Source organism: Pantoea sp. X-Soil-YNGN-775 (assembly GCF_059730575.1).
Genome location: NZ_AP035945.1, coordinates 1042782 through 1064624 on the forward strand (window position 1 = coordinate 1042782; position 21843 = coordinate 1064624).

Here is a 21843-nt window from a genome sequence, read left to right on the forward strand (position 1 = left end):
ACGCTTTGCGTTGTTCAAAAACGCTCCCGGCATTTTGTCCCTGGCCCGCTATGCTGTGCTCCCGGCGTATGCTCCCCTCGCGTTGAGCTTCTCAGCCGCCTGACAATGCCATCAGCAGGTTTTGGTACGGAGGATTACAGTTTTTCAACTGCCCAGGCGATGCCGCTGGCGTACTCTTCCGGCAGCTGAGGCACCAGCGCGTTAAGGGCAGTCCTGAGCCGCTGTGTATCACTGTCGGTCAGATTAAGATGCCCGACCTTGCGGCCCGGGCGCACCTCTTTGTCATACCAGTGCAGGTGCACCAGCGGCTGCTGCAACCAGTCAACGTTGACGGCGGTGCCAATCAGATTGACCATCGCCGACGGGGCAAACACCACCGGCTGCGGCAGGGGCAGCGCCAGAATCGCCCGCAGATGCAGTTCGAACTGGCTGATGGAAGCACCATTCTGCGTCCAGTGGCCGCTGTTGTGCACCCGCGGGGCCAGCTCGTTGATCAACAATCCGTCCGGCGTGACAAAACACTCCATCGCCATCACGCCGACGTAGTTCAGTTCCTGCATGATGGCGCTCAGCATCGCTTCCGCCTGCTGCTGCTGCGCCTGATCTGCCTGGGGCAGCGCCACGCTGGTGCGCAGAATGCCGTCCTGATGCAGATTGTGCGTCAGCGGATAGAACACCGTGCTGCCATCATGGCCGCGCGCGCCGACCAGCGACACTTCGCCGGAAAAATTAATGCCCTGTTCAACGATGCATTCGCCATAGCATTCTTGCGGCAGCGCATCGGTTTCATTCGCGCGCAGACGCCACTGGCCACGACCGTCATAACCGCCGGTGCGGCGCTTCACAATCGCCAGTTCGCCGAGCGAGGCAAACACCGACGGCCATTCGCCTTTGTCGGCCAGCAACTGCCACGGCGCAGTGGCGAGATGGAGCTGATCCAGCAGTTTTTTCTGGGTCAGGCGATCGGCCAGCCGTGGAAATATATCGCGGTTCACAAACGCCGGATGACTCGCCAGTTCGCGGGTCAGCGCGGTTTCCGGCCAGCGCTCAATTTCGGCGGTGATCACGCTGTCGGCCATTGGCAGGGCAGCCGGATCGGCATCCAGACCTACCGGATAAACCGCGATCCCCAGCGGTTCACCCGCCTGGCGCAGCATACGGCCTAACTGACCGTTACCGAGGACGCAAACCGGCTTCATGCTTCCTCCCGTGGATCAGGATGATTCAGTACCTCATCGGTCTGGCTCTGACGCCAGTTCGCCAGTCGTGAACGCAGCGCGTCGTCATGAATCGCCAGAATCTGCGCAGCCAGCAGCCCGGCATTGGCGGCACCGGCTTTACCAATCGCCAGCGTACCGACCGGAATGCCGCGCGGCATCTGCACAATCGAATAGAGGCTATCGACGCCGCTCAGCGCCGCGCTCTGAACCGGCACGCCCAGTACCGGCAGCAGGGTTTTAGCCGCCAGCATACCTGGCAGATGTGCTGCGCCACCCGCGCCAGCAATAATCACCTGAAAACCCTGGTCAGCGGCGGTTTCGGCGAAGCTGAACAGTTTATCCGGCGTACGGTGTGCAGAGACCACTTCAACATGGAAGGGCAGGTCGAGGCTGGTAAGGATTTCAGCAGTGAACTGCATGGTGGACCAGTCACTTTTGGAACCCATAACAATCGCGATGCAGGCCGGGGCGGCGTTGGATGACATGCGGTCAACTCCTGTGAATGAACAAACAGACCTGGCCGGGCGGACAGGTTTTGAAGGGCACAGAGAATAGCATGAGAAGAGAGTAAGGAAAACGGTTGCGTCGGGCTAAACGCGTCGATTTACCCGACGATTAAAAGTCAAAATCGATCAGCTGAATCCCGCTGGCGTCGAGCTGAATCATCGATCCCCGACTGTGCCAGGCCCCGAGCACCGCCCGTTGCGCAGTTTCACCCTGCAGCGTCAGCTGATGAATGGCCGGACGGTGAGTATGACCGTGGATCAGCAAGCGCACCTGCTGGCGCAGCATTGTAGCGGTCACCGCGTCGCTGTTCACATCCATGATGGTCAGGGACTTATGCTGATTGGCTTGTTTGCTGTCGGCGCGCATCCGTGCGGCGATGCGTTTGCGCAGCCGCAGCGGTAACGCCAGAAACAGTCGCTGGATCCACGGGTTATGGACTTTGGCACGAAAGCGCAGATAGCCGGCGTCGTCGGTGCAGAGCGTATCGCCGTGCATAATCAGCAGACGGTGGCCGTAGAGCGTCAGCACCTGTTCTTCAGGCAGCAGCGTCATGCCGCTGGCGCGGGCGAAGCGCTGGCCAATCAGGAAATCGCGGTTGCCGTGAATAAAGTAGACCGGAACGGAGAGGGCGCGCAGGGCGCTGGCGACCTGCTGATGCAGCGGATTGGGATCGTCGTCGCCAATCCAGGCTTCAAACAGATCGCCCAGAATATAGAGCGCGTCGCAGTGTGGCGCTTCGCGCTGTAAAAAATGCAGAAAACCGGCGGTGATCGCCGGTTCTTCCTGACACAGATGGAGATCTGCGATAAACAGGGTGCGCGACATTACTCGCTGACAGTGACTTTCTGGATGATAACGTCATCTTTTGGCACATCCTGGTGCATACCACTGCGGCCAGTTGAAACGCCTTTGATCTTCTCGACCACGTCCATGCCTTCAACCACTTCAGCGAACACACAGTAACCCCAGCCTTGTACGCTTTCGTCACGGAAGTTCAGGAAGTCGTTGTCAGCCACGTTGATGAAAAACTGTGCGGTCGCAGAGTGCGGTGCAGAGGTACGTGCCATTGCCAGCGTACCTTTGGTGTTTTTCAGACCATTGTTGGCTTCGTTCTGGATTTCATCTTTGGTGGCTTTCTGCTTCATGCCCGGCTCAAAGCCGCCGCCCTGAATCATAAAGCCGTTGATCACCCGGTGGAAAATGGTGTTGTCGTAGAAACCTTCACGGCAGTAATCCAGGAAGTTCTTTACGGTTGCCGGCGCTTTATCATCGAAGGTTTTGATTACGATATCGCCATGGTTCGTCTGGAAAGTTACCATTTTTGTCGTCCTGTAAAGGTTGTCGTCAGTTGCTGAGGCCGCGTCATCGGTCGGCGTGCCTCTTTTTGTCGACCGTTCTTATATCATAATTTCTGATGACGCGTCAGCAGCGCGGCGCAGTTGGCTTGCTTTGCGTCGCGCGAGCGATAAAAATACGGCACAATGTCTGGATACTTAAAAGTGTCAACCACACGCCAATACGGAACCGTTCAATGCTTAAGATTTATAACACCCTGAGTCGACAGAAAGAGGAATTCAAACCCATTCATGCCGGTAAAATCGGGATGTATGTTTGCGGCATCACGGTGTATGACCTCTGTCACATTGGTCATGGGCGGACGTTCGTGGCGTTTGACGTGGTGGCACGCTACCTGCGTTACCTTGGCTACCAGCTGGACTACGTGCGTAACATCACCGACATCGACGATAAAATTATCAAGCGTGCCAATGAAAACGGCGAGAGCATCGAAACCCTGACCAACCGGATGATTGGTGAAATGCACAACGATTTCGCTGCGCTGGGCATTCTGCCGCCCGATCAGGAGCCGCGCGCCACGCGCCACATCGCCGAGATCATCGAGCTGGTGGAAACCCTGATCGCTCGCGGTCACGCTTATGTGGCGGACAATAGCGACGTAATGTTTGATGTGATGAGCGATGCCGATTATGGCGCGTTGTCACGTCAGGACCTGGAGCAGCTGCAGGCGGGCGCGCGGGTTGAAGTGGCCGACGTGAAGCGTAACCCGATGGATTTCGTGCTGTGGAAGATGTCCAAAGCGGACGAGCCAGCCTGGTCATCACCGTGGGGCAATGGACGTCCTGGCTGGCACATTGAGTGTTCGGCGATGAACTGCCGGCAGTTGGGTACTCATTTTGATATTCACGGCGGTGGCTCAGACCTGATGTTCCCGCACCATGAAAACGAGATCGCCCAGTCGACCTGTGCGCATGACGGTCCATACGTTAACTACTGGATGCACTCCGGCATGGTGATGGTCGACCGCGAGAAGATGTCAAAATCGCTGGGCAACTTTTTCACCGTGCGTGACGTGCTGCAACATTATGACGCTGAGACCGTGCGTTACTTCCTGATGTCCGGTCACTATCGCAGCCAGCTGAACTATGGCGAAGATAACCTGAATCAGGCGCGTGCGGCGCTGGAGCGACTGTATACCGCGCTGCGTCACACTGACAGCAGCGTGCCTGCCCGCGGCGGCGAAGCGTTTGAAGCCCGTTTCCGCACCGCAATGGATGATGATTTCAATACCCCGGAAGCCTATTCGGTGCTGTTCGATATGGCGCGCGAAGTTAATCGCCTGAAAAGCGAAGACCGTGATTCAGCGAACGGTCTGGCATCGAAGCTGCGCGAGATCGCCAACGTACTGGGCATCCTGCAGCAGGATCCTGAGCAGTTCCTGCAAAGCGGCGCTCAGGTGAATGATGAAGAAGTCGCTGAGATTGAACACTGGGTGAAAGCACGTGCCGATGCGCGTGCCGCCAAAGACTGGGCGCAGGCGGATATCGCCCGCGACAAGCTGAACGCGCTGGGCGTGATTGTTGAAGATGGGCCGCAGGGGTCCAGCTGGCGCCGCAAATAAACCGGGGAGGGCGAGCAATCGCCCTTTTTTATTATGGCGATTGAACAGATTCAGATACGCGGCTTTCGATCGATTCGTGATCTGACATTGCCGCTGCAGCAGCTCAATGTGGTAAGCGGCCCTAATGGCTGCGGCAAATCCAACCTGTATAAAGCGGTCCGGCTGCTGCATGAGGCAGCCAGCGGTCGTCTGGCGCTGGCGCTGGCCGAAGAAGGCGGCATCCAGAAAGCGATGTGGGCGGGTGGCTTACGGCGTGGCGATCGCCGTCATGATCCGAAGCGACTGATGCTGGCGGTGGTGATGGAGGATATCGATTATCAACTGGAGATCGGTTTTCCCGAACCGCTGGTCACCAGCTTGTTTAATCTCGATCCGCTGGTCAAGCAGGAGCGGCTGTGGCTGAGCGGACAACAGCGCCGCCCTTCCTCGTGCATCCTGCAGCGTGAAAATCAGACCGCCTTTCTGCACAACGTTGAGGGCGAACGCGTCGCCTATCCGGCGGTGCTGCATCCGGAAGAGTCGCTGTTTGGTCAGCTCGGCGAACCCCATCGTTATCCTGAACTTTCCCAGTTGCGTGAACGGCTGCGCCAGTGGCGCTTCTACCATGAGTTCGCCGTCTGGCCGGGCTCGCCGATTCGTGCACCGCAGATTGGGGTCCGCGCCCCGGTGCTGGCACATGACGGCAGTAATCTGGCGGCGGCGTGGGCGACGATCGTTGAACGCGGCCAGACGGAACTACTGTATGAGGTGATGGCGCAGGCTTTTCCCGACAGTCAGTTTGAGGTAGAGGTGCAGAATGGCCGCTTTCAGATGCTGATGTCGCGACGTGGCATTCTGCGCCCGCTGGAAAGCGCTGAGTTTTCTGATGGTACGCTGCGGTTTCTCTGTCTGGTGGTGGCGCTGCTCAGTCCACGTCCACCGGCTTTTATGGCGCTAAATGAACCGGAGAACAGCCTGCATGAAGATCTGCTGCCGGCGCTGGCACGCTTAATCGCAGAAGCCAGCCAGTTCAGCCAGCTCTGGATCACCAGCCATTCGCCCCGGCTTGCAGCACTGATCGCGCAGCATACGGCGGTGAATCATATTGCGCTTGAACAGCGGGAAGGAGAGACGCGGGTGGTGGGGGAGGTAACGGAGTAACAGCGTCCCCGCAGGGACGCCGGAGGTTTACGCGACCACAGTAATGCGGAAGCCGGAAAATTCCACCGTCTGACCGGCAACAATTTTGCAGCGTTTACGGGTCTCAACCGCGCCATCGACCTTCACTTCACCCTCGGCAATCACGACTTTAGCCTGTGCGCCACTCTGAACCCAGCCTTCCAGTTTCAGCAGATCGCACAGATCGACGTGCGGGAATTTTCCCAGCGAAAAAGTTGCCATTTATTCTACCTCTCCATCGTGAAACTCTTCACACGCCTGCAGCGTGTTTTGAATCAGGGTTGCGACCGTCATCGGTCCGACACCGCCCGGCACCGGCGTGATATAGGCCGCGCGCTGTGATGCGGAATCAAAGTCAACGTCGCCAACCACTTTGCCGCTTTCCAGCCGGTTAATGCCCACATCAATCACGATAGCGCCTGGTTTAATCCAGTCGCCCGGAATAAAGCCCGGTTTACCGACCGCCACCACCAGCAGATCGGCATGTTCAACGTGATGGCGCAGATCTTTGGTGAAACGGTGGGTGACAGTGGTGGTGCAGCCCGCCAGCAGCAGTTCCATACTCATTGGACGACCGACGATGTTGGACGCGCCAACCACCACCGCATTCAGGCCGTAGGTATCGATATTGTAGCGCTCCAGCAGCGTCACGATGCCGCGCGGGGTGCAGGGGCGCAGTTTAGGCGCACGCTGGCACAGGCGACCGACGTTATACGGGTGGAAGCCATCGACATCTTTATCCGGCGTGATGCGCTCCAGCACTTTGACGTTGTCGATGCCAGCTGGCAGCGGTAACTGCACCAGAATGCCATCAATGTCGTTATCCTGATTGAGCTGGTCGATCAGCTCCAGCAGCTCAGCTTCGCGCGTGGTGGCGGGCAGATCGTAGGAGCGGGAGAGGAAACCGACCTCTTCACAGGCGCGGCGTTTGCTGGTCACATAAATCTGCGATGCCGGGTTTTCACCTACCAGAACCACGGCCAGACCTGGCGCACGTTTGCCGGCTGCCAGACGCTGCTTCACTTTTTCCGCAACCTCAAGGCGCACCTGCTGCGCAATCGTTTTACCGTCAATAATTTTTGCTGCCATCAGAGAGGAAATCCACTGTGTTGTGTTGAATCGGGGGAAGGGGGCTATTTTGTCAGAAGCGTGGCGCGCTGTCAGTTACAGTTTCAGACGCGTACGCGCTTTCCGGCTTTTTCGTCGCGACGAGTGCCGGCCTGCATGCGTATGATATCTGCAGGACAATCAGGGGACGATGTAATGATTTGGATAATGCTTGTTACTCTGGCGGTGGTGTTTGTCGCTGGATTTCAGCTGCTCACCGCTGGCTCACGTCACGCCGCTCAGCGGCTCAGCAAACGGCTGCAGCTGCCACCGGTACAGGTGGAATCAATGCTCTCTATGATGGGGAAAGAGGCGGCGAAAGAGTTTACCGACTATCTCAGCAACGATAATGAAACGCATCTGCATAATGGCGCAGCGGTACTGCTGATCTGGCAGGTGATGATTGTTGACGGCAGCGAGGAGAACAGCCAGCGCTGGCATGCGATTCTCAGTCGTGCCGGTTTTCCACCGCTTATTAGCCGCCAGCAGCTGCTGCTCGCGCTGGGCTTTCTGCGCCAGCTGGAGCCGGACATCCCGGCGCTACATGCACTTCGTGAGCAATACAATGCGCGTTTCACATCACAAGCGATTGAGCTGGAAGGAGAATTTACCGACAACAGTAAACTCGTGTCGCTCAGCGAATGGCGCAGGCGTCACTGACGCCAATTGGTCATTACCGCAGCACTTCGCTGCGGAGGAACGGCAAAAACGTTGACGTACCCGCTTCCCGACGTATAATCCGTGCCATCTCCATGCGCCCTTAGCTCAGCTGGATAGAGCACCGGCCTTCTAAGCCGTAGGTCACAGGTTCGAATCCTGTAGGGCGTGCCAAATAAAATCATCGACTTACCCCTTCCCTCCGACTACCAGATTTTCCACATGGGACAGATTTGGGACACGACTGCCAAAAATGGCATCAATTTGCCGTGCATGCTCCGTTAAGTGATTAGGTGCAAGGTGCGCATATCGCTGTACCATTTCAATGCTTTCCCAGCCGCCCATTTCTTGCAGCGCAGATATCGCCTTTCTGGTAGCGCGTGCTTTCTCTGGTGGCTTCGACCGTTAGCTCTACTTCTCCCTCAAGCACAGTGGCTGTTCAGTGAATGGATAGGTCATGCTGAAACTGCCTTGCGTTGACGAGAACAGGCCACAGGAGAAGGCATCCTGCGGTTCGCCATAAATCATCAGGCCCGCCACCTGCGGATCGCCCTCTATCGGTGTGGCACCAGGCAGGGTGACGCTGCCAATCGGATACAGGTCAGGAATGGGATCGCTTAACTTTATCGATTTCATTTTTTCTCCAGTCGGTTAGCTACGGCCTTTCCAGTAGCCAGCGGTTTGATGTAATAACTTGTCGGGCGTCACCAGCATCAGACGCATGCTGTCGCGGCCGTGAATACGGGCGTGCGGAATTTTGCTCATCAGGTCATAGCGTGCAGAACCACCGTTAATGCCCTCCGCAAGCACTTTGCAAACGATATGCGACGGCGTAACACCAAAACCGGAGTAGCCCTGCACATAGAACACATTGTTATGCTGATTCAGGGTGCCGATTTGTGGGAACAGGTTGGCGCTGCACGCCATCGGACCGCCCCAGGCGAAATCGATCTTTACGTCGCGAAGATAAGGGAAAATCTCCACCATTAACGTGCTATTCCAGGCTGAAAAATCGCGCGGCGTGTACTCAACGAAGCGTGTGGCACTGCCAAACAGCAGGCGGTTTTCGCGGGTCAGACGGTAATAATTGATTACGTGACGAATATCGCTGAATGCGTCGCGGATAGGGCTAAGGCGTTCCACCAGCTCATCTGAAAGCTGCTCGGTAGCAATCTGATCAGAGTACGTCACCAGCGTTTTGTTATGAATTTCCAATTCAAGATTATTGAGGAAGCTATCGCACGCCCAGAGCAGTTTAGCGGCGCGTACGCTACCCATCGCCGTGCGGACACGTACCTGTTTGCCGTACTCCACCTCCACTACGGGCGAAGATTCATAAATTTTCACGCCCAATGAGGTCGCGGCCTGGGCCGATCCCAGCAGCATGTTCAGTGTGCCACTACAGACACCGTAAAAGAGTTACCGGGTCTGGGTTCAAATTGCATAAGCCAGCTGAAAGAAGAAATATTAAGCGTTAGAGTGTAAATGCTTATCGAGCGTCTCAATCAGAAAGACAGCTGCGTTCCCCAAAGAACCAATATCTGAAATCTGGTGTACCTGGAAGGTTGTTAACTTACCGATATTCATGGTTAGGGAAACATCAAGACCATCGAGAACCAGCATAGACGTGGCATGGCTCTGTGAAGCTAAAGTGAGGGCTAACTTCTCTATTTTGCTTGAATCCGCATCGCTAATGGTAACCGTTAAAGATTCAGGCTCAGAACCAATGCGCCTTATGTAGGTATATGAAAGGGCATTTCCCGTAATTGAATAGTGTTCCTGTGGATTGAATGGTGCTGAGGTTAGATCAAGCCTAAGCCATTCATTCTGCTTTGATAATTGATAGTTCCTGCGGTTTTTCTCGGCTTCCTCTTTGTCTAATCTGTAAAAGCTATAGCCAGCCAAGGCTAAGGCACAAATAAGCGATATTCCCCCTCCGCTTCCTACGCCGCCATGGTGTGAGCAAGCTCCCTGTATACCAATTGAAGGTGACTGCCAGCCATCTGAACACCCACCTCCCAATAAAGCTTTCATTCCAAAAAACACAGTAACAAACACAATACCTGGAACTAGCCAAAAGCGTCTTTTCATTTTTCATCCATGCAACATCAACAAGCCTACCCGTTCAGGTTACTCATTTCCGGGCATGGCCGCATCGACTTTAGCTTTATGGTCTGCCTGACGTTTCCATGCGCTATATATCTTTAGTCCACGCCTTACCAGCTTTCGTCTGATAGCCTGCATCGTTAAGCCGCTCTGCGATGATGCGAGCATTGTCAAAGCCCTGATTGATAGTCTCAGCAATGATGCGGATCACCTCCTGTTCGTCATATGGCGAACCCGGTACACCCTGCTTACCGACGATAAGAGCAGCGGCAGCTACTTCCATCCGCTCCACCAATGACATTAAGCGAGCATTAGGGTTATTCTCTGGACGGTTCAGTTTGTGTCGGATGGCATCGACAAGCCATGCGATTTTATCGCCACTGGAAGAGCTAATGACTTTGAGGTCACAAAAACATTTGGGGGTATGTGTAATTACATAACAAGGAAAAATAACTAAATAACATGCACATATGATTTACTATTCAATCCTGTAGGGGCCGATTTTCTCTCCTGTTATCCTCTTCTGAAGTCCACTAAATCCCTTAAAACAAAACACTTAACGAAACATTGCTATAGGGTGATATGAAGGCCATACAGCATAGCTGTCAGCAAAAACTGTCGTCGCTGACTGGTCAGGCTTGTAAGCCACCGATTGGTATCAATCAACAATTAAGACATAACAATGATCAGTTGCCGAAAAAGGGTGGTGCAACAAGGACAGGATACTGCCAGTATTGTGCTTGATTCTTAGGCTGATGTTATCTGCTAGTCTGGAAAGCTCATGCCGGACATCCGCTCTGTGCCATAAGCGGACTTGATTCACTTCGTGGCAGGTTGATCAACTCTGAATAAGTAATAAGAGTGAAATAAATTCGATTTGACAGCTAAAGAGCACATAAATCAGGACCCGGACATTAAAATCCTAAAGTGTAGTTATGAATAGCCGATATCAGATATTACTTATCAGTTTACAAATCATTTATTGAAAAAGAGGCTTGCGTTGAAGCGAGTAGAGCGCGATTTCATCTGTCTGTTTAATTGTGTGTGGTATCAAGATTTTCCTGTGTTCAAAGGTGAATATATCAACCGATCTAACTGGACCATTCATGTTGGCCTGGTCATGCGAGAGTGTGCAAAGTTGATGGGCGCGAGAACGTTTTTTGAACAGTGCGGGCGTACCGATGCGGTTTTACGATACCCAGATAATCAAATTTTAACCTATGTTGAGTGGGAGTATAATCAGGCAGATAGAGACAGTGTTAACGAATTAGACAAACTGCTTGAAAAAAACGACAAGTGCTATTTCGCCACGTTCATCTCGTATTGTCAGCATGAAAACATCAATATTGTTATTGAAAAAGCAACCAGAATATGGAGTGAAGCTAGCAGGCCTTTAATTTTTTTTCTTATCACTTATGAACCTCAACCGAAAAAAAGCCGCCATTTTTTAGAACTCAGAACTTATTTCTTCTCAAAAGGAAAAACAAAACTTGTTCGCAAACAACCTGCGCTTCCGTGGGATATTGAGCAACGAAAATACAATGTTGAAGAAGATGCAGGATAAAAAGGGGGTATAAGGTTTTCACGACAGTCTCTTTTCGACCTGACTAAAATTTTCTGTTCGTAAAAACCCATTATCTCCAGCTTCGCTGTAACCGTCTTTTGTGTACTAATGCGCCTTCAGGTCCATTTTTTGCTCATAGTGGACCTTGCGCCCGGGCAGTCCGCTCTGTGCCAGTAGCGGACCTTTTTAATATCAGACCGTATTAATCAACGAGGGGCAGGTCATCCGGTTTCATTCAGGGCGTTTGCATGGAGATCTAAATTGGTTTACGCCATAAACAGTAATGCATCAAATATGTGAAAATATTTATATGGATTTTCTCTAAGAAGAAAAACAAATAAAATTACCTCGCAAAACAGGAAATAAAAAATATATTATTACTATGCATTATGATAATGGTGTGTTAATTATCCAGAAGGGTGCCAGATATGCATTGCGATATTGAACTATCATAATAAGATGTCTGTTAAACCCCTTGAGATTTGTCCTGCTCAAATTTTGAATCGTTTAAGATAGTCAATTAATAACCTTTGCCGTAACGAATACCTGTGGGCATATGGCCAGACAACATAAATCGGTGTGCTGGTATCACTGATTTTATCCTCCAGCAGCGTACAAAGGGAGCCTGACTCCAGATGTTCTTTTATTGAAACGTAAGGTAAATATGCTATGCCATTACCATTAAGCGCCAGCTTAATGCGAGTCTCAATATCGTTACAAATAATCGATTGAGGAAGATGTAAAGATTTTATTCCAGGTAATGGCCATGTTTGAATCATGCCAGTATTTCTTGACCGATAGTGAATTAAAGTATGAGTGATGAGTTCTTCTGCACTTTCTGGCTGACCATGCATGGAAAGATAATCCGGAGAGGCAACAAGGACGCTTTGAATATCACCAATGTAGTAAGAGCGTAAATTTCCATCAGGATCATTTCCGACACGTAAGGCTGCGTCGAAATTTTCACCGACCAGATCGACAAACCTGTCGGAGAAATCAAACTCGACGTCTATCTCTCTGTGTTCTTCAAGAAAAGCATTAAATCTTTCACTAAACAGATTCGGGATGGGGGCTACGCTGATTTTTAATCTTCCGACGGCGCTCTCGGTTGAAACCAGCATGGCATTTTGTATCTGATCGACTTCCTCAAGAATGCGCAATGCATGGTTCAAAAAACACTCACCTTCATAGGTCAAAGAAATTCTACGGGTATTGCGTTGAAGGAGCTGTGCTCCCACGCTGCTCTCCAGGCTGGTCACCCGTTTGCCTACAGCTGAAGCGCTCAATCCCAGCGCACGGCCCGCTGATACAAAGCTCCCCACTTGCGCCACCTTCACGAACACCGAAATCGCGGAAAGTGAATCGATCATTTTTTGTACCTCAAGTTGGATTGCGGCCAAATCTGGCAGCATAGTCCGGAACTGCAGGTAGGTTATTCCAGAACGTAAGTTAATGTAAAGTCATTGTGGTGTTAATTGATATCACACCCCGAGTTAAAAAATAGCCTATACACGGAAGCGAAAAGTGTAGGACAGCAATCTAATAATGCGAAGTGATGTTATCGCTCGTTGTGCAAATAATAGTTGGCTAAAATCAAAAGGAATAATATGAACGAAAATCAACAGCTATCTAATACTTTAAGTTTTCGGCGCGCACCGCTAGCCAAAAGTACTGATTTAACATGGCATATGCATGCGACACAGGAAGTGGAGTATCAGGTTTCAATTGTCAGAGATATATTAAATCTTAAAAATCCATCTTTAGCGCGGGCCTGTGCAAAGCATGTCGATAAAAACTTAAAGGCAAGCATCAAACGTCTGGTTATTATAGATAAAAAAGTTGATGAAATCTATGGCGAAAAATTCAAAGCTTACTTCTCACATTGGAATTTTGACATCCGTTGGAAAGTTATCTCAGGAGATGAGATTAACAAAAATGTCGAATCAACTATTCTGGTAGCTGAGGCGATGGCAGACGCCGGTTTATTGCGTCGCGGTGAGGTTGTCATCGGTATCGGTGGGGGTGTCTTACTTGATGTCGTGGGATTTGCCTCTAGTCTTTATCGTCGCGGTATACCCTACCTTCGCATTCCAACCACGTTAATGGGTCAGATTGATGCAGGTATAGGCATTAAAACTGGTATCAATCATGGAGATCATAAAAATCGTCTGGGAACCTATTTTGCCCCGACGTCAGCTTTAATCGATCCGTCGTTTCTTAAAAGTCTCAACCAACGTCATATTTCTAATGGTGTTGCGGAAATTATTAAAATGGCGCTTATTAAAGATAAGCCTCTGTTTGAATTGCTTGAAATGATGTCACTGCATCTGACTCCGGAAGCTTTTTCCTCAGAAGATTGCGCAATGAAGGAAATTATCACGCGCTCAATTGCTGGCATGCTGGCAGAACTTGAACCAAATCTCTGGGAAGCAGAATTAGCCCGTTGCGTAGATTTCGGGCATACCTTCAGCCCGTCGCTGGAACTTCTCGCTAATCCGGTGCTGCTGCACGGCGAAGCGGTTGCCGTTGATATGGCGCTGTGCGTTGCGCTTGCTCATGGGCGCGGACTGCTGACGGCAGAAGAGACAGAACGTGCCATATCGCTGATACAAAAAAGCGGGCTGCCAATTTCAAATCCTGTTTTTAATCTCGCCCTGTTGGAAGAAGCCCTCGTTGACACGATCAAACATCGTGATGGATTACAGCGTATTCCGCTTTCTGACGGTATCGGCAACGTCGCTTTTGTCAATGACATCACACGCGATGAGCTTGCTGTTGCGCTGGCGTTCCTCGAAAGTCGCGAAAAGTTATTAAGCGGGGAAGTAGCAGCATGACCCAAACAGCCACTGTGATCGATATTGGCGGGACTCACATGCGATGGGCTAAGTGGTCAGCGGATAAAGGTGTGGGTACTCGCAAATCCATAACCACACCGAGCTTTCATCAGCACCCTGATATGTCAGTTCAACAATTGCAACAGCGGCTGGTGAAAACAATAACTGAAATTCCTGCCTGCGATCAGGATAAAACAGTGGGCATTTCTTTTGGGGCGGCGATGAATCATCGAAATGCAACGGTTTATGCCTCAGCGCCGCTTTGGGGAGCGCACAACGTACCCTTTGATCTTCAAAGCGAGTTGATTCGCCTGCGGCCTGATGTCAAATGGCATGTCGTTAATGATGTCACAGCCGCCTTGCTGCACGTTATTACCACGCCACTGTGTGCTCAGGACCGCAAAGTCATGTTGGTGACAATTAGCACCGGGATTGCTGCGCGCACTATAGACAGAACGACAAGGCATATTCCTTTTGACTCCTGTGGCCTGCAAGGAGAAATCGGTCATCTTCCGGCAACCACGAACCTGGATGGCGAGGCGGTGCATTTGCTGTGCGACTGCGGTGAATTAAATCACCTCTCTTCGTTTTCGTCGGGGCGCGGTATAGCAAGAATGGCGGATCTCTTTAAAGTTCGGCAACCGCAGCAATGGGCTGGTTCGATGCTTGGGCGAACAATTGAAGAAGGTAACAATTTTGAACAGGCCTTCATCAAGGCACTGCATACAAATGACCCGGTAGCGAAAGCGCTGCTCAGGGCGGTGACATTACCTGTTGCTGATGTTCTTCGCACTGCACTCTGTCTTGACCCGGATTTAGATAAAATTGTCATCACCGGAGGCGTTGCAGTTTCGCTGGGTGAACACTACAGATCTGCGATTCTAGAACATTTGCGCACTGCGGGTTTGTACCTGACCAGCCATCTGGATTTTGACTGGATAGCAACACGTATTGTGGTAGCGCCAGCAGACTGTCTTGCTGGCGCGGGGGTTGCCGCTACCTTTGGAGCCTGGCAATGAGTCAGTGGCACAGAGCGTTAGTTCGCCATGACGGTAAAGTCGTGGTGATGGACAGGTCAACCCGCAAACCAGAGGGTTATGAACTTACAGTCAGCCCTATATACGCAGGTTTATGCGGAACAGATATCCAGATGTTACGCGGACTTCGTGATGATCCTAGCCTGATCCTCGGGCATGAAGGTATCGCACGTGTGACTGAGGTAGGCAAAGATGTCCCGGCCAATCTGGCACCTGGAACGCTGGTTTGCATCAATCCAACGCATCGCAGCGATCCTGCATTTCTGTTGGGTCACAATGTCGAAGGCCTGCTCCAGGAAAATGTACTGATTCCTGCGATCGCAGTACGCGATGGCTTGGTTATGCCGCTGAGCACCGTTCACCATTCCGCGACGGCGACCCTGCTGGAACCGCTTGCGGCGGTACATTATGCCTTTGAATTATTGTCAGACCACAACCCAGACACGCTGGTGGTATTTGGTGATGGTGTAATAGGCCATCTGGCAGTTCGGGCTGCGCCTGACAAACTGGTGGCTGGAATTCGCATCCAGCATCTGCACCATACTGAACAAGGCATGGCATGGAGCAGGCGTTATGAAGCGGGTGCTGCACAATGCGTTTTGAATAATGCAGCAGGTACGGCATTACTCTCTTCACTTTCGGAAGGTGCACGTGTTGCGGTGCTGATCGCTACGCCACGTAATGCGACTCTGGCGTGTCTCGAAACTGCACTCCGCTACATTCGTGGAGAAGTCAGGATAAATTTACTGGGGGGGTTACCAGCAGATGCTGCTACGCCTTTGTTACCTGGTGTCCTCTTAAGTCAAATCAGAGCAGCGAATTGTGGCGGTAAGCCCATGCCCGGTGTGGTTCAGACACATCAAACCAATCATGCCAAAACCGTCCAGCTAGTTGGTCAGCGTGGCGTAGCTAACCGTCATTTGAGAAGCGCTGCAGAGGAACTAATGAAACAGCCTGAACGCTACAGTTCTCTCATTACGCATACTCTTTCTCTGGAAAAGGCCGCTGATGTGATGACGCACCTTGCATCATCAACGGAGCGACAATTCGATGGTCGCAGGTTAATAAAACTTGCGGTGCAATTCAGCACGGAAACTTAATAAGAAGGAGCAATTAAATTATGTCTATAACGGGTCGTCAGGCGCTAGTGGTTGGAGGTTCAACCGGGATTGGCAGAGCGATAGCAGAAGCCTGGTCCAGGGCCGGTCTGGAAGTCACAGTTCTCAGTCGGAATCCGCCATCAAACCAGGGGAAAATTCGCTGGATGTCAGTAGATCTTATGGACCATCAGGCTGTACAAGCAGCGCTGGCCGAGGCTGCCACCGGTCCTTTGCAGGCCGTGTGTTATGCGGCTGTGTACTATGGTGATCGTTGCTCTTTATTTTCAGAGACCGCGTTAACCGAATGGCGCCAGCAACTTGAGGTCAATTTAAACGGGCTATGGTTGACGCTGCAGGCAACGTTACCTTCGCTACGTCAATCGTTGCCGGGTCTGTTTCTGAATGTCTCTTCTGAGGTGGTATATAACGGTGGGCCCGGGCGTTCAGGTTACGCCGCAACGAAAGCGGCTTGCGCTTCACTGATTGACTCGCTGAGCCAGGAAGAAGATCCAGCAAAGGTCCGCTTTATTTCTGCGCTTCCAGCAGGAATGGTTGATTCTGCGGGCATTCGCCGTCGCCGTCCATCTGATTTCGATTACTCAGGTTACATGCGACCGGAGAGTTTTGACCGAATCGCGGTGGAGCTGATCACAAATCAGAATCAGTTCATCAATGGTGCAAGCTTAATGGTTCAGGCCAATGGCCACTGGCAGCCTGTCCAGGAAACGAAACCAGCATCACAGAGCGATCGGAGCAGGCTGTGACGCCGATGAACATTGGTTTAGCAGACTGGCGACTGCCTGTGAGTGGCCGGGATGCCATTTACCTCGCTGCTGAGGTTGGCGTTGAAGGGATTCAGCTGGACCTGGGCGGACCGGGCAGGTCGCCATGGCTGGACAATCCGCAAACATTGAAAGCCATAAGTGAAGCACTTACTGAAACCCAGGTTCATTTACTGGCTGTGTCGGCAAATGTACTTAATGATATTGGTCTGTGTGCTGAGCCAGCCAGTTCTGCGTCGCGGGAGGTAAGAAATATTATCTCCAGAGCTATTGATACCGCTGATACGTTGGGAGCAGGGCTGGTGTTTTTTCCCAGTTTTCGCCGCAGTGAGATCACTAATCAGACTGAATTAGTCAGAACGGCAGAGGTATTACACTGGGCGTGTAGCCAGGCACTGCAACGAGGACTTTTACTGGCAACAGAAAATGTGCTTAACCCTGACAATTTGCTGAAACTTATCCGAATGGTTAATTCAGCCAACTTTCGCGTGGTTCTTGATACAGGTAACCCTTTAAAAGTAGGGCAATCTCCTCTGGGTGTAGTAAAAGTGGCTGCAAATTTAATTGCTCCGCAAATACACATTAAAGTTATGGATGAAAATTCGCCACTAACGTGCAGCGACCAGATTATTCTTGACGTTATTAACTCGCTCAATAACAAAGAAAGTTTCGTCAGTACGTTAGTCCTGGAAAATGACTATCGGGATGGCGTTATTTCACGTCTTAAAAGTGATATCTGTTGGTTGAAAAAATACGCGATAAGACCCTCGGTTACCCAAAACAGGTGCGGGAGTTCTGAGTTGATGCAGAAGTATGATGGGTGATTCCGTTGAGAGATTGAACGTCAGCGAATTTTCTTAATTGTAAATGTTATTTGGCTGATTCTCATTTAAATGAGGTTTTTTTTCTGCATTTTAATAATGTCGTTACTGTCAGGTTAATAATTGGGTTTCGACATAAAAATTTTCGAGGAGTTTATTTATGCCTATCACGCTATTTGCGCTGATGTTAGGAGTCTTTTGTCTGGGAACAGCGGAAATTATTATTTCAGGGCTGTTACCTGTGGTGTCATCAGATCTGGCGGTTACTCTCCCAGATGCCGGCCTGCTGGTAACGGGATACGCATTAGGCGTAACGATAATTGGCCCGTTTGTTACACTCCTCACTTCCCGTGTTCCTCGTAAGACACTGGTTGTGGGCTTAATGGTGCCATTTATCATTGGCAATGTATGGGCGGTACTGGCATCTGATTATGAAATGCTGATGGCGGCGCGCATTCTCACGTCAGTAAGCCACGGGACATTTGTGGCTGTTGCCTTCAGCCTCGCCGCTACGCTATCTCCCCCCGGTAAACAGGGCTCAGCCATGGCAAAAATTGCGCTTGGCTTTAATCTTGCAAACGCGTTAGGCGGGCCATTGGGTACGTTCATTGGCCAAAACCTTGGCTGGCGTGCGACTTTTGTGGCTATCGTGATTGTTGCCATGATTTCAATGGCATTGATTGCAGTATTTATGCCAGCAAAATTACCGCAGGCTGAACAGTCTAAACCCGGGGCAATGCGTCGTGAATTGAGCTCGCTGGGCAATCCGACGTTTATCTTTGCGGTGATTACAACGGTGCTGGCACAAGGGGCCGTATTTACAGCTTCGACCTACGTTGTGCCACTGTTAATGGACATCAGCCATTTCTCACCTTCTGCCGTGTCCGCGCTTTTAGTCGTCTTCGGTATCGGTGCGATCATGGGTAACTTCGCGGGCGGCAGACTGGCGGATAAACACGTGATGCGCGGTGTGACGACAGTACTGAGCAGCCTGGTCATTGTGCTGGTTATTTTCTGGATGACCAGCGTGGTGCCGGTGCTTTCAGCGATCACTCTTTTCCTGTTCGGCGCAATTGGATTTTCAATTATTCCTTCCCTGCAGGCGCGCATTCAGTCACTGGCAGTTGCAGCTCCGACGCTCGCGCTGTCAGTAAATGTCTCAGCCTTTAATCTTGGTAACGGATTAGGTGCCTGGATGGGTGGCACTGTACTTGATTTTGGTTTCGGTATTCGCGCAGTCCCCCTGGCCGCAGCCCTGCTTGCGGCAATTAGTCTGGTTATCACTTTGTTTGCATGGCGTCTCAGTCGTCAATCTCTTACGCCGGCGCTTGAATCGTAACCGGTAAATAAAAATAATGTTTGCCTTTCTACCCGTGGTTAACGTTAGAGAGGCAACAATCTTATTGAATTTTGCTTTCAGGAATGAACATGTCTTATTTACCTACGACGTATAAAACAGCTGAACTCGCGAATGGCATTGTCAGAAACGCCACTAAAAAATTTCCACGACATACCCTCAATGAAAATAGTGTCGTTATACGGCCGGACTATATGGGTATTTGCCGTGCAGACGTCAAAGAAATCATAGGTTCACGGGACGTTCCCTCAGACAGGGGGCCTCTTTTTGGTCATGAGTTGGTAGGAACAGTAGTATTTGGCGGCACGAGTAGCGGATTTCAGGAAGGTGAATTGGTGACTTTCAATCCCAACATTACACCAGACCGAACCACAGGTTTTGCGGAATACGTGTTTATTAATGGCTCTGCAGAGCAACTGGACCAGGCCGTCATCAGAGTTCCTCAGCAAGATATTATCCATCACATCTGGATGCCAGAGCCCATGGCATGCATCGTTCATGCAACTCAGAAATTGTTAACGCTCACTGAAGCCACAGATCTGCAGGGGAAAAAGGTCGGTATAATAGGGGCCGGTTGTTCCGGGACCATGTTTGCAATGTATGCGAAACATTTAGGTGCGTCAGTTGCCATTTTTAACCGGGGTAAAATGAGACGTGATTTCGCGCATGAAAAACAACTGCTGTGTGAAGATGAAATTTTTGCACTAGATAACGCAAAGGATCATGCAGGCGAATTTGATATTGTCATGGTTGTATCGACTATTGTCTCACAAGATATACTGGAAATGGCCGCTGATCTGACTGCCAGTAATGGTACTGTGTTGATCTACGGAGGAACACGTGAAGGTGATAAATTCCTGACCACCGGGGTTGATATAGATGTTATCCGCAGAAAAGAGCTCATTCGGGAAACCGAATATCAGGGGCAAGCTTTACGGATTTGCGGCGCATATGGTTGTTACAAGGAAGATTATGAAGAAAGTTTTCGCCTTCATGCCACCTATCCACAGCAATTTCCATTAGAGAGTCTGGTTTCCACTGTTATTGAGTTTGATGATTTCGCTGATCTTGTGATGAGAGTAGCCGCTGGTGAGCATGATTATCCGGGTAAAGTCGTGGTAAGAATAAACCTTGAATGATGTTATTCATTGTCAGGGAGAAATTTATTGTGCAGAACTGATCTGCATCACTTAATACATCTCAATATAAGTATGCCTTCGAAAATTCCTATTTCGCTCATAGCGGACAGGGGAAACAGTAACAAACAAAAAGCGCCAGCTGTGCAGGCAGCTGGTGGCTCACCATTCAGGAAAAAACGAGGCTTAAGGAGATTAATGTTCACGCTAATTCCGGGCAGCGCTGGGCGCAGAACTTAAGGTGAAGCGTGAGGGCGATCAAATCGTCTTTTCACCAGTACCCGGATGAATGATAGCGGGGAGCCAAAGTGCCGTGCGCATGACCTGCAGCCGGTAAATCTATTCACGGATGAAAAGGGAAGAGATCCGTTCGCAGGCCGTGCGGCTGATGAGTGTGATCCGGACATAATTGCCGTGCCAGACCTGAGTGATAAGTCTCTGGCAATCTGGCAGTCGGTAAGAGCCGCAATGCGCAGGGTGAGACCGGTAGAAAAGCCATCACCAGGCAATTTTTACGCTACCTTTTGCCCGTTAAAGCGGCCTTGTCTCAAATTGTACCTTCTAAAAACTCAATAAATGCCCGAACTTTCGCATTAAGTGCCGAACGTTCAGTAACGCAGGCATAGATATTCATCGGCAGCGACTCAACGCTGCTCTCGCCATTGTGCCCTGCCCGGTACCACGGTCTTAGCTGGCCGCTGTCTATCAACGGCTGAGCAACGAAGCTTGCCAGACGAGCAATGCCTCCGCCGTTCACTGCTATTTTTTCAATAATATCAAGATCATCCCTGATGAAGCTGGGGTTGGGTTTCGCATTGACAGGTTGCCCGTTGACCATAAAAGTCCATGGCAGAAACCGTCTGTCGGTTGGATAGCGGAAAACCAGGCAGGCGTGCTGGCTAAGTTCTGCGGGTGTCTGAGGCGTGCCCGCACGGTCAAGGTAAGCGGGAGCTGCGCAGAATATAAACGGCAATGACGCGATTTTCCTGGCGATCAGTTGATCATTCAGCTGCGCCTCAATGCGGATACTGACGTCGACGCCTTCCAGCCGATGATCGACGTTGCGATCGGTAGCGCTCAGTTCGATATCTATATCGGGGAAGGATGCTTTGATAGCGGGCATAAGGGTGGCCAGAACATACCGACCAAACGCGGCTGTGGTAGCAATACACCGTGGTCCCTGCGGTTTGGTTTCATTGGCCGCAGCCTGCGAGGCGAGTTCTATCCGGCTGGTAGGATTGACCGTTCAGGGGCACTAAGACCTGAAGAACGGGCATGCGATTTAAAAACAAAATTGCAGATCATTATTAGTCACGTTATGGGGGCAACGCTGAATGATCAGAGCGTCCTGGACTGAGGTGCGATCCTCAGAAAAGCCGGCAGGGGAGGGCGCGGTGCCTTCAGCCACGTGACGTGTTTACCGGGCAGGGAAACTGCCTGATGTGATCACCCGCAAAGCGCCTGATTATCCCGGTGGGTCAGGGTTAAATGTAACGATGGGTAACCAGGTTTTAGTTTTATCCATTCTGGCAAGGCGTCT

The 21843-nt window shown here is 51.2% G+C and carries 19 protein-coding genes, 1 tRNA gene and 5 pseudogenes; 12 read left to right on the top strand and 13 right to left on the bottom strand.

All coding sequences use genetic code 11. From position 1 onward, the window contains the following. Nucleotides 1-134: 134 nt before the first annotated feature. From purK to ppiB, 4 genes are all read right to left on the bottom strand, one after another. The gene (gene purK / locus AC6I8I_RS04765) at nucleotides 135-1199 is read right to left on the bottom strand and encodes a 5-(carboxyamino)imidazole ribonucleotide synthase (protein WP_312053479.1); all 1065 of its coding nucleotides are present in this window, start codon (nucleotides 1197-1199) and stop codon (nucleotides 135-137) included. After that, a complete protein-coding gene (gene purE / locus AC6I8I_RS04770; protein WP_312053481.1) occupies nucleotides 1196-1705 on the bottom strand; it encodes a 5-(carboxyamino)imidazole ribonucleotide mutase in 510 nt (169 codons plus the stop codon). The genes purK and purE overlap by 4 nt, the downstream gene beginning before the upstream one ends. A gap of 130 nt (nucleotides 1706-1835) precedes the next feature. Continuing rightward, entirely contained in the window at nucleotides 1836-2552 is a 717-nt protein-coding gene (gene lpxH, locus AC6I8I_RS04775; RefSeq protein WP_497828369.1) for a UDP-2,3-diacylglucosamine diphosphatase, read from the bottom strand. Beyond that, complete coding sequence (gene ppiB, locus AC6I8I_RS04780) at nucleotides 2552-3046, bottom strand: peptidylprolyl isomerase B (protein ID WP_031376072.1); 495 nt, start codon at nucleotides 3044-3046, stop codon at nucleotides 2552-2554. Before ppiB ends, lpxH begins: the two co-directional genes overlap by 1 nt. A 212-nt stretch (nucleotides 3047-3258) precedes the next feature. Between ppiB and cysS the strand changes: the two genes are divergently transcribed. Together cysS and AC6I8I_RS04790 are read left to right on the top strand one after the other, a co-directional pair. After that, complete coding sequence (gene cysS / locus AC6I8I_RS04785) at nucleotides 3259-4644, top strand: cysteine--tRNA ligase (RefSeq protein ID WP_497828370.1); 1386 nt, start codon at nucleotides 3259-3261, stop codon at nucleotides 4642-4644. A gap of 33 nt (nucleotides 4645-4677) precedes the next feature. Next, nucleotides 4678-5784, top strand: coding sequence for an AAA family ATPase (locus AC6I8I_RS04790; RefSeq protein ID WP_069727970.1), 1107 nt, complete (start codon nucleotides 4678-4680; stop codon nucleotides 5782-5784). 27 nt (nucleotides 5785-5811) lie between these two features. Here AC6I8I_RS04790 and ybcJ read toward each other — a convergent pair whose 3' ends face one another. Continuing rightward, on the bottom strand, nucleotides 5812-6024 hold the full coding sequence (gene ybcJ / locus AC6I8I_RS04795; RefSeq protein WP_031376075.1) for a ribosome-associated protein YbcJ: 213 nt from the start codon (nucleotides 6022-6024) through the stop codon (nucleotides 5812-5814). After that, complete coding sequence (gene folD / locus AC6I8I_RS04800; RefSeq protein ID WP_312053487.1) at nucleotides 6025-6891, bottom strand: bifunctional methylenetetrahydrofolate dehydrogenase/methenyltetrahydrofolate cyclohydrolase FolD; 867 nt, start codon at nucleotides 6889-6891, stop codon at nucleotides 6025-6027. It lies immediately after the preceding gene. A gap of 174 nt (nucleotides 6892-7065) precedes the next feature. On the opposite strand from folD, the gene AC6I8I_RS04805 reads away from it, so the two are divergent. Both AC6I8I_RS04805 and AC6I8I_RS04810 read left to right on the top strand, forming a co-directional pair. Further along, a complete protein-coding gene (locus AC6I8I_RS04805; RefSeq protein ID WP_312053488.1) occupies nucleotides 7066-7569 on the top strand; it encodes a DUF1198 family protein in 504 nt (167 codons plus the stop codon). 94 nt (nucleotides 7570-7663) lie between these two features. Beyond that, nucleotides 7664-7740, top strand: a tRNA-Arg gene (locus AC6I8I_RS04810). A gap of 15 nt (nucleotides 7741-7755) precedes the next feature. On the opposite strand, the pseudogene AC6I8I_RS04815 reads toward AC6I8I_RS04810, so the two are convergent. From AC6I8I_RS04815 to AC6I8I_RS04835, 5 genes and pseudogenes are all read right to left on the bottom strand, one after another. Further along, nucleotides 7756-7929: pseudogene (locus AC6I8I_RS04815) on the bottom strand (integrase); the annotation flags it as partial. Beyond that, a pseudogene (locus AC6I8I_RS04820) lies at nucleotides 7907-8202 on the bottom strand (cupin domain-containing protein); the annotation flags it as partial. The pseudogenes AC6I8I_RS04815 and AC6I8I_RS04820, both read right to left, overlap by 23 nt. Before the next feature lie 15 nt (nucleotides 8203-8217). Further along, a pseudogene (locus tag AC6I8I_RS04825) lies at nucleotides 8218-8961 on the bottom strand (NAD(P)/FAD-dependent oxidoreductase); the annotation flags it as partial. A gap of 72 nt (nucleotides 8962-9033) precedes the next feature. Further along, nucleotides 9034-9657 carry a hypothetical protein gene (locus tag AC6I8I_RS04830; RefSeq protein ID WP_312053522.1) on the bottom strand — a complete coding sequence of 208 codons (624 nt, stop codon included), beginning with the start codon at nucleotides 9655-9657 and terminating at the stop codon, nucleotides 9034-9036. 39 nt (nucleotides 9658-9696) lie between these two features. Next, nucleotides 9697-10123 (bottom strand): annotated as a pseudogene (locus AC6I8I_RS04835) (hypothetical protein). Nucleotides 10124-10672: 549 nt separating this feature from the next. Between AC6I8I_RS04835 and AC6I8I_RS04840 the strand changes: the two are divergent. Beyond that, nucleotides 10673-11236, top strand: coding sequence for a hypothetical protein (locus AC6I8I_RS04840; RefSeq protein ID WP_497828371.1), 564 nt, complete (start codon nucleotides 10673-10675; stop codon nucleotides 11234-11236). Between the two features lie 491 nt (nucleotides 11237-11727). Here the strand turns inward: AC6I8I_RS04840 and AC6I8I_RS04845 are convergent, their stop codons facing one another. Beyond that, nucleotides 11728-12606: a LysR family transcriptional regulator gene (locus AC6I8I_RS04845; RefSeq protein WP_312053525.1), complete on the bottom strand. Its 879-nt coding sequence runs from the start codon at nucleotides 12604-12606 to the stop codon at nucleotides 11728-11730. Between the two features lie 237 nt (nucleotides 12607-12843). Between AC6I8I_RS04845 and AC6I8I_RS04850 the strand changes: the two genes are divergently transcribed. From AC6I8I_RS04850 to AC6I8I_RS04880, 7 genes are all read left to right on the top strand, one after another. Next, the gene (locus tag AC6I8I_RS04850) at nucleotides 12844-14070 is read left to right on the top strand and encodes a sedoheptulose 7-phosphate cyclase (protein ID WP_497828372.1); all 1227 of its coding nucleotides are present in this window, start codon (nucleotides 12844-12846) and stop codon (nucleotides 14068-14070) included. Then, complete coding sequence (locus tag AC6I8I_RS04855) at nucleotides 14067-15089, top strand: ROK family protein (RefSeq protein WP_312053528.1); 1023 nt, start codon at nucleotides 14067-14069, stop codon at nucleotides 15087-15089. Before AC6I8I_RS04850 ends, AC6I8I_RS04855 begins: the two co-directional genes overlap by 4 nt. Then, nucleotides 15086-16207 (top strand): alcohol dehydrogenase catalytic domain-containing protein, encoded by a 1122-nt coding sequence (locus AC6I8I_RS04860; protein ID WP_497828373.1) that lies wholly within the window; start codon nucleotides 15086-15088, stop codon nucleotides 16205-16207. The genes AC6I8I_RS04855 and AC6I8I_RS04860 overlap by 4 nt, the downstream gene beginning before the upstream one ends. Nucleotides 16208-16227: 20 nt before the next feature. Beyond that, nucleotides 16228-16971, top strand: coding sequence for an SDR family NAD(P)-dependent oxidoreductase (locus tag AC6I8I_RS04865; protein WP_497828374.1), 744 nt, complete (start codon nucleotides 16228-16230; stop codon nucleotides 16969-16971). A 5-nt stretch (nucleotides 16972-16976) separates the two neighbouring features. Continuing rightward, nucleotides 16977-17813 carry a sugar phosphate isomerase/epimerase family protein gene (locus tag AC6I8I_RS04870; protein WP_312053532.1) on the top strand — a complete coding sequence of 279 codons (837 nt, stop codon included), beginning with the start codon at nucleotides 16977-16979 and terminating at the stop codon, nucleotides 17811-17813. Nucleotides 17814-17970: 157 nt separating this feature from the next. Beyond that, complete coding sequence (locus AC6I8I_RS04875) at nucleotides 17971-19149, top strand: MFS transporter (protein ID WP_497828375.1); 1179 nt, start codon at nucleotides 17971-17973, stop codon at nucleotides 19147-19149. Between the two features lie 89 nt (nucleotides 19150-19238). Then, a complete protein-coding gene (locus AC6I8I_RS04880; RefSeq protein ID WP_497828376.1) occupies nucleotides 19239-20306 on the top strand; it encodes an alcohol dehydrogenase catalytic domain-containing protein in 1068 nt (355 codons plus the stop codon). Nucleotides 20307-20850: 544 nt separating this feature from the next. On the opposite strand, the pseudogene AC6I8I_RS04885 reads toward AC6I8I_RS04880, so the two are convergent. Next, a pseudogene (locus AC6I8I_RS04885) lies at nucleotides 20851-21528 on the bottom strand (substrate binding domain-containing protein); the annotation flags it as partial. Between the last annotated feature and the right edge of the window lie 315 nt (nucleotides 21529-21843).

Excerpts from the sequence above, each read along its gene's own strand:
- ybcJ (WP_031376075.1), bottom strand. The coding sequence starts at position 6,024 with ATGGCAACTTTTTCGCTGGGAAAATTCCCGCACGTCGATCTGTGCGAT.
- AC6I8I_RS04880 (WP_497828376.1), top strand. The coding sequence starts at position 19,239 with ATGTCTTATTTACCTACGACGTATAAAACAGCTGAACTCGCGAATGGC.
- AC6I8I_RS04830 (WP_312053522.1), bottom strand. The coding sequence starts at position 9,657 with ATGAAAAGACGCTTTTGGCTAGTTCCAGGTATTGTGTTTGTTACTGTG.
- AC6I8I_RS04805 (WP_312053488.1), top strand. The coding sequence starts at position 7,066 with ATGATTTGGATAATGCTTGTTACTCTGGCGGTGGTGTTTGTCGCTGGA.
- AC6I8I_RS04865 (WP_497828374.1), top strand. The coding sequence starts at position 16,228 with ATGTCTATAACGGGTCGTCAGGCGCTAGTGGTTGGAGGTTCAACCGGG.
- AC6I8I_RS04845 (WP_312053525.1), bottom strand. The coding sequence starts at position 12,606 with ATGATCGATTCACTTTCCGCGATTTCGGTGTTCGTGAAGGTGGCGCAA.
- AC6I8I_RS04870 (WP_312053532.1), top strand. The coding sequence starts at position 16,977 with ATGAACATTGGTTTAGCAGACTGGCGACTGCCTGTGAGTGGCCGGGAT.
- AC6I8I_RS04875 (WP_497828375.1), top strand. The coding sequence starts at position 17,971 with ATGCCTATCACGCTATTTGCGCTGATGTTAGGAGTCTTTTGTCTGGGA.
- AC6I8I_RS04855 (WP_312053528.1), top strand. The coding sequence starts at position 14,067 with ATGACCCAAACAGCCACTGTGATCGATATTGGCGGGACTCACATGCGA.
- AC6I8I_RS04850 (WP_497828372.1), top strand. The coding sequence starts at position 12,844 with ATGAACGAAAATCAACAGCTATCTAATACTTTAAGTTTTCGGCGCGCA.
- AC6I8I_RS04790 (WP_069727970.1), top strand. The coding sequence starts at position 4,678 with ATGGCGATTGAACAGATTCAGATACGCGGCTTTCGATCGATTCGTGAT.
- folD (WP_312053487.1), bottom strand. The coding sequence starts at position 6,891 with ATGGCAGCAAAAATTATTGACGGTAAAACGATTGCGCAGCAGGTGCGC.
- ppiB (WP_031376072.1), bottom strand. The coding sequence starts at position 3,046 with ATGGTAACTTTCCAGACGAACCATGGCGATATCGTAATCAAAACCTTC.
- AC6I8I_RS04860 (WP_497828373.1), top strand. The coding sequence starts at position 15,086 with ATGAGTCAGTGGCACAGAGCGTTAGTTCGCCATGACGGTAAAGTCGTG.
- purK (WP_312053479.1), bottom strand. The coding sequence starts at position 1,199 with ATGAAGCCGGTTTGCGTCCTCGGTAACGGTCAGTTAGGCCGTATGCTG.
- lpxH (WP_497828369.1), bottom strand. The coding sequence starts at position 2,552 with ATGTCGCGCACCCTGTTTATCGCAGATCTCCATCTGTGTCAGGAAGAA.
- cysS (WP_497828370.1), top strand. The coding sequence starts at position 3,259 with ATGCTTAAGATTTATAACACCCTGAGTCGACAGAAAGAGGAATTCAAA.
- purE (WP_312053481.1), bottom strand. The coding sequence starts at position 1,705 with ATGTCATCCAACGCCGCCCCGGCCTGCATCGCGATTGTTATGGGTTCC.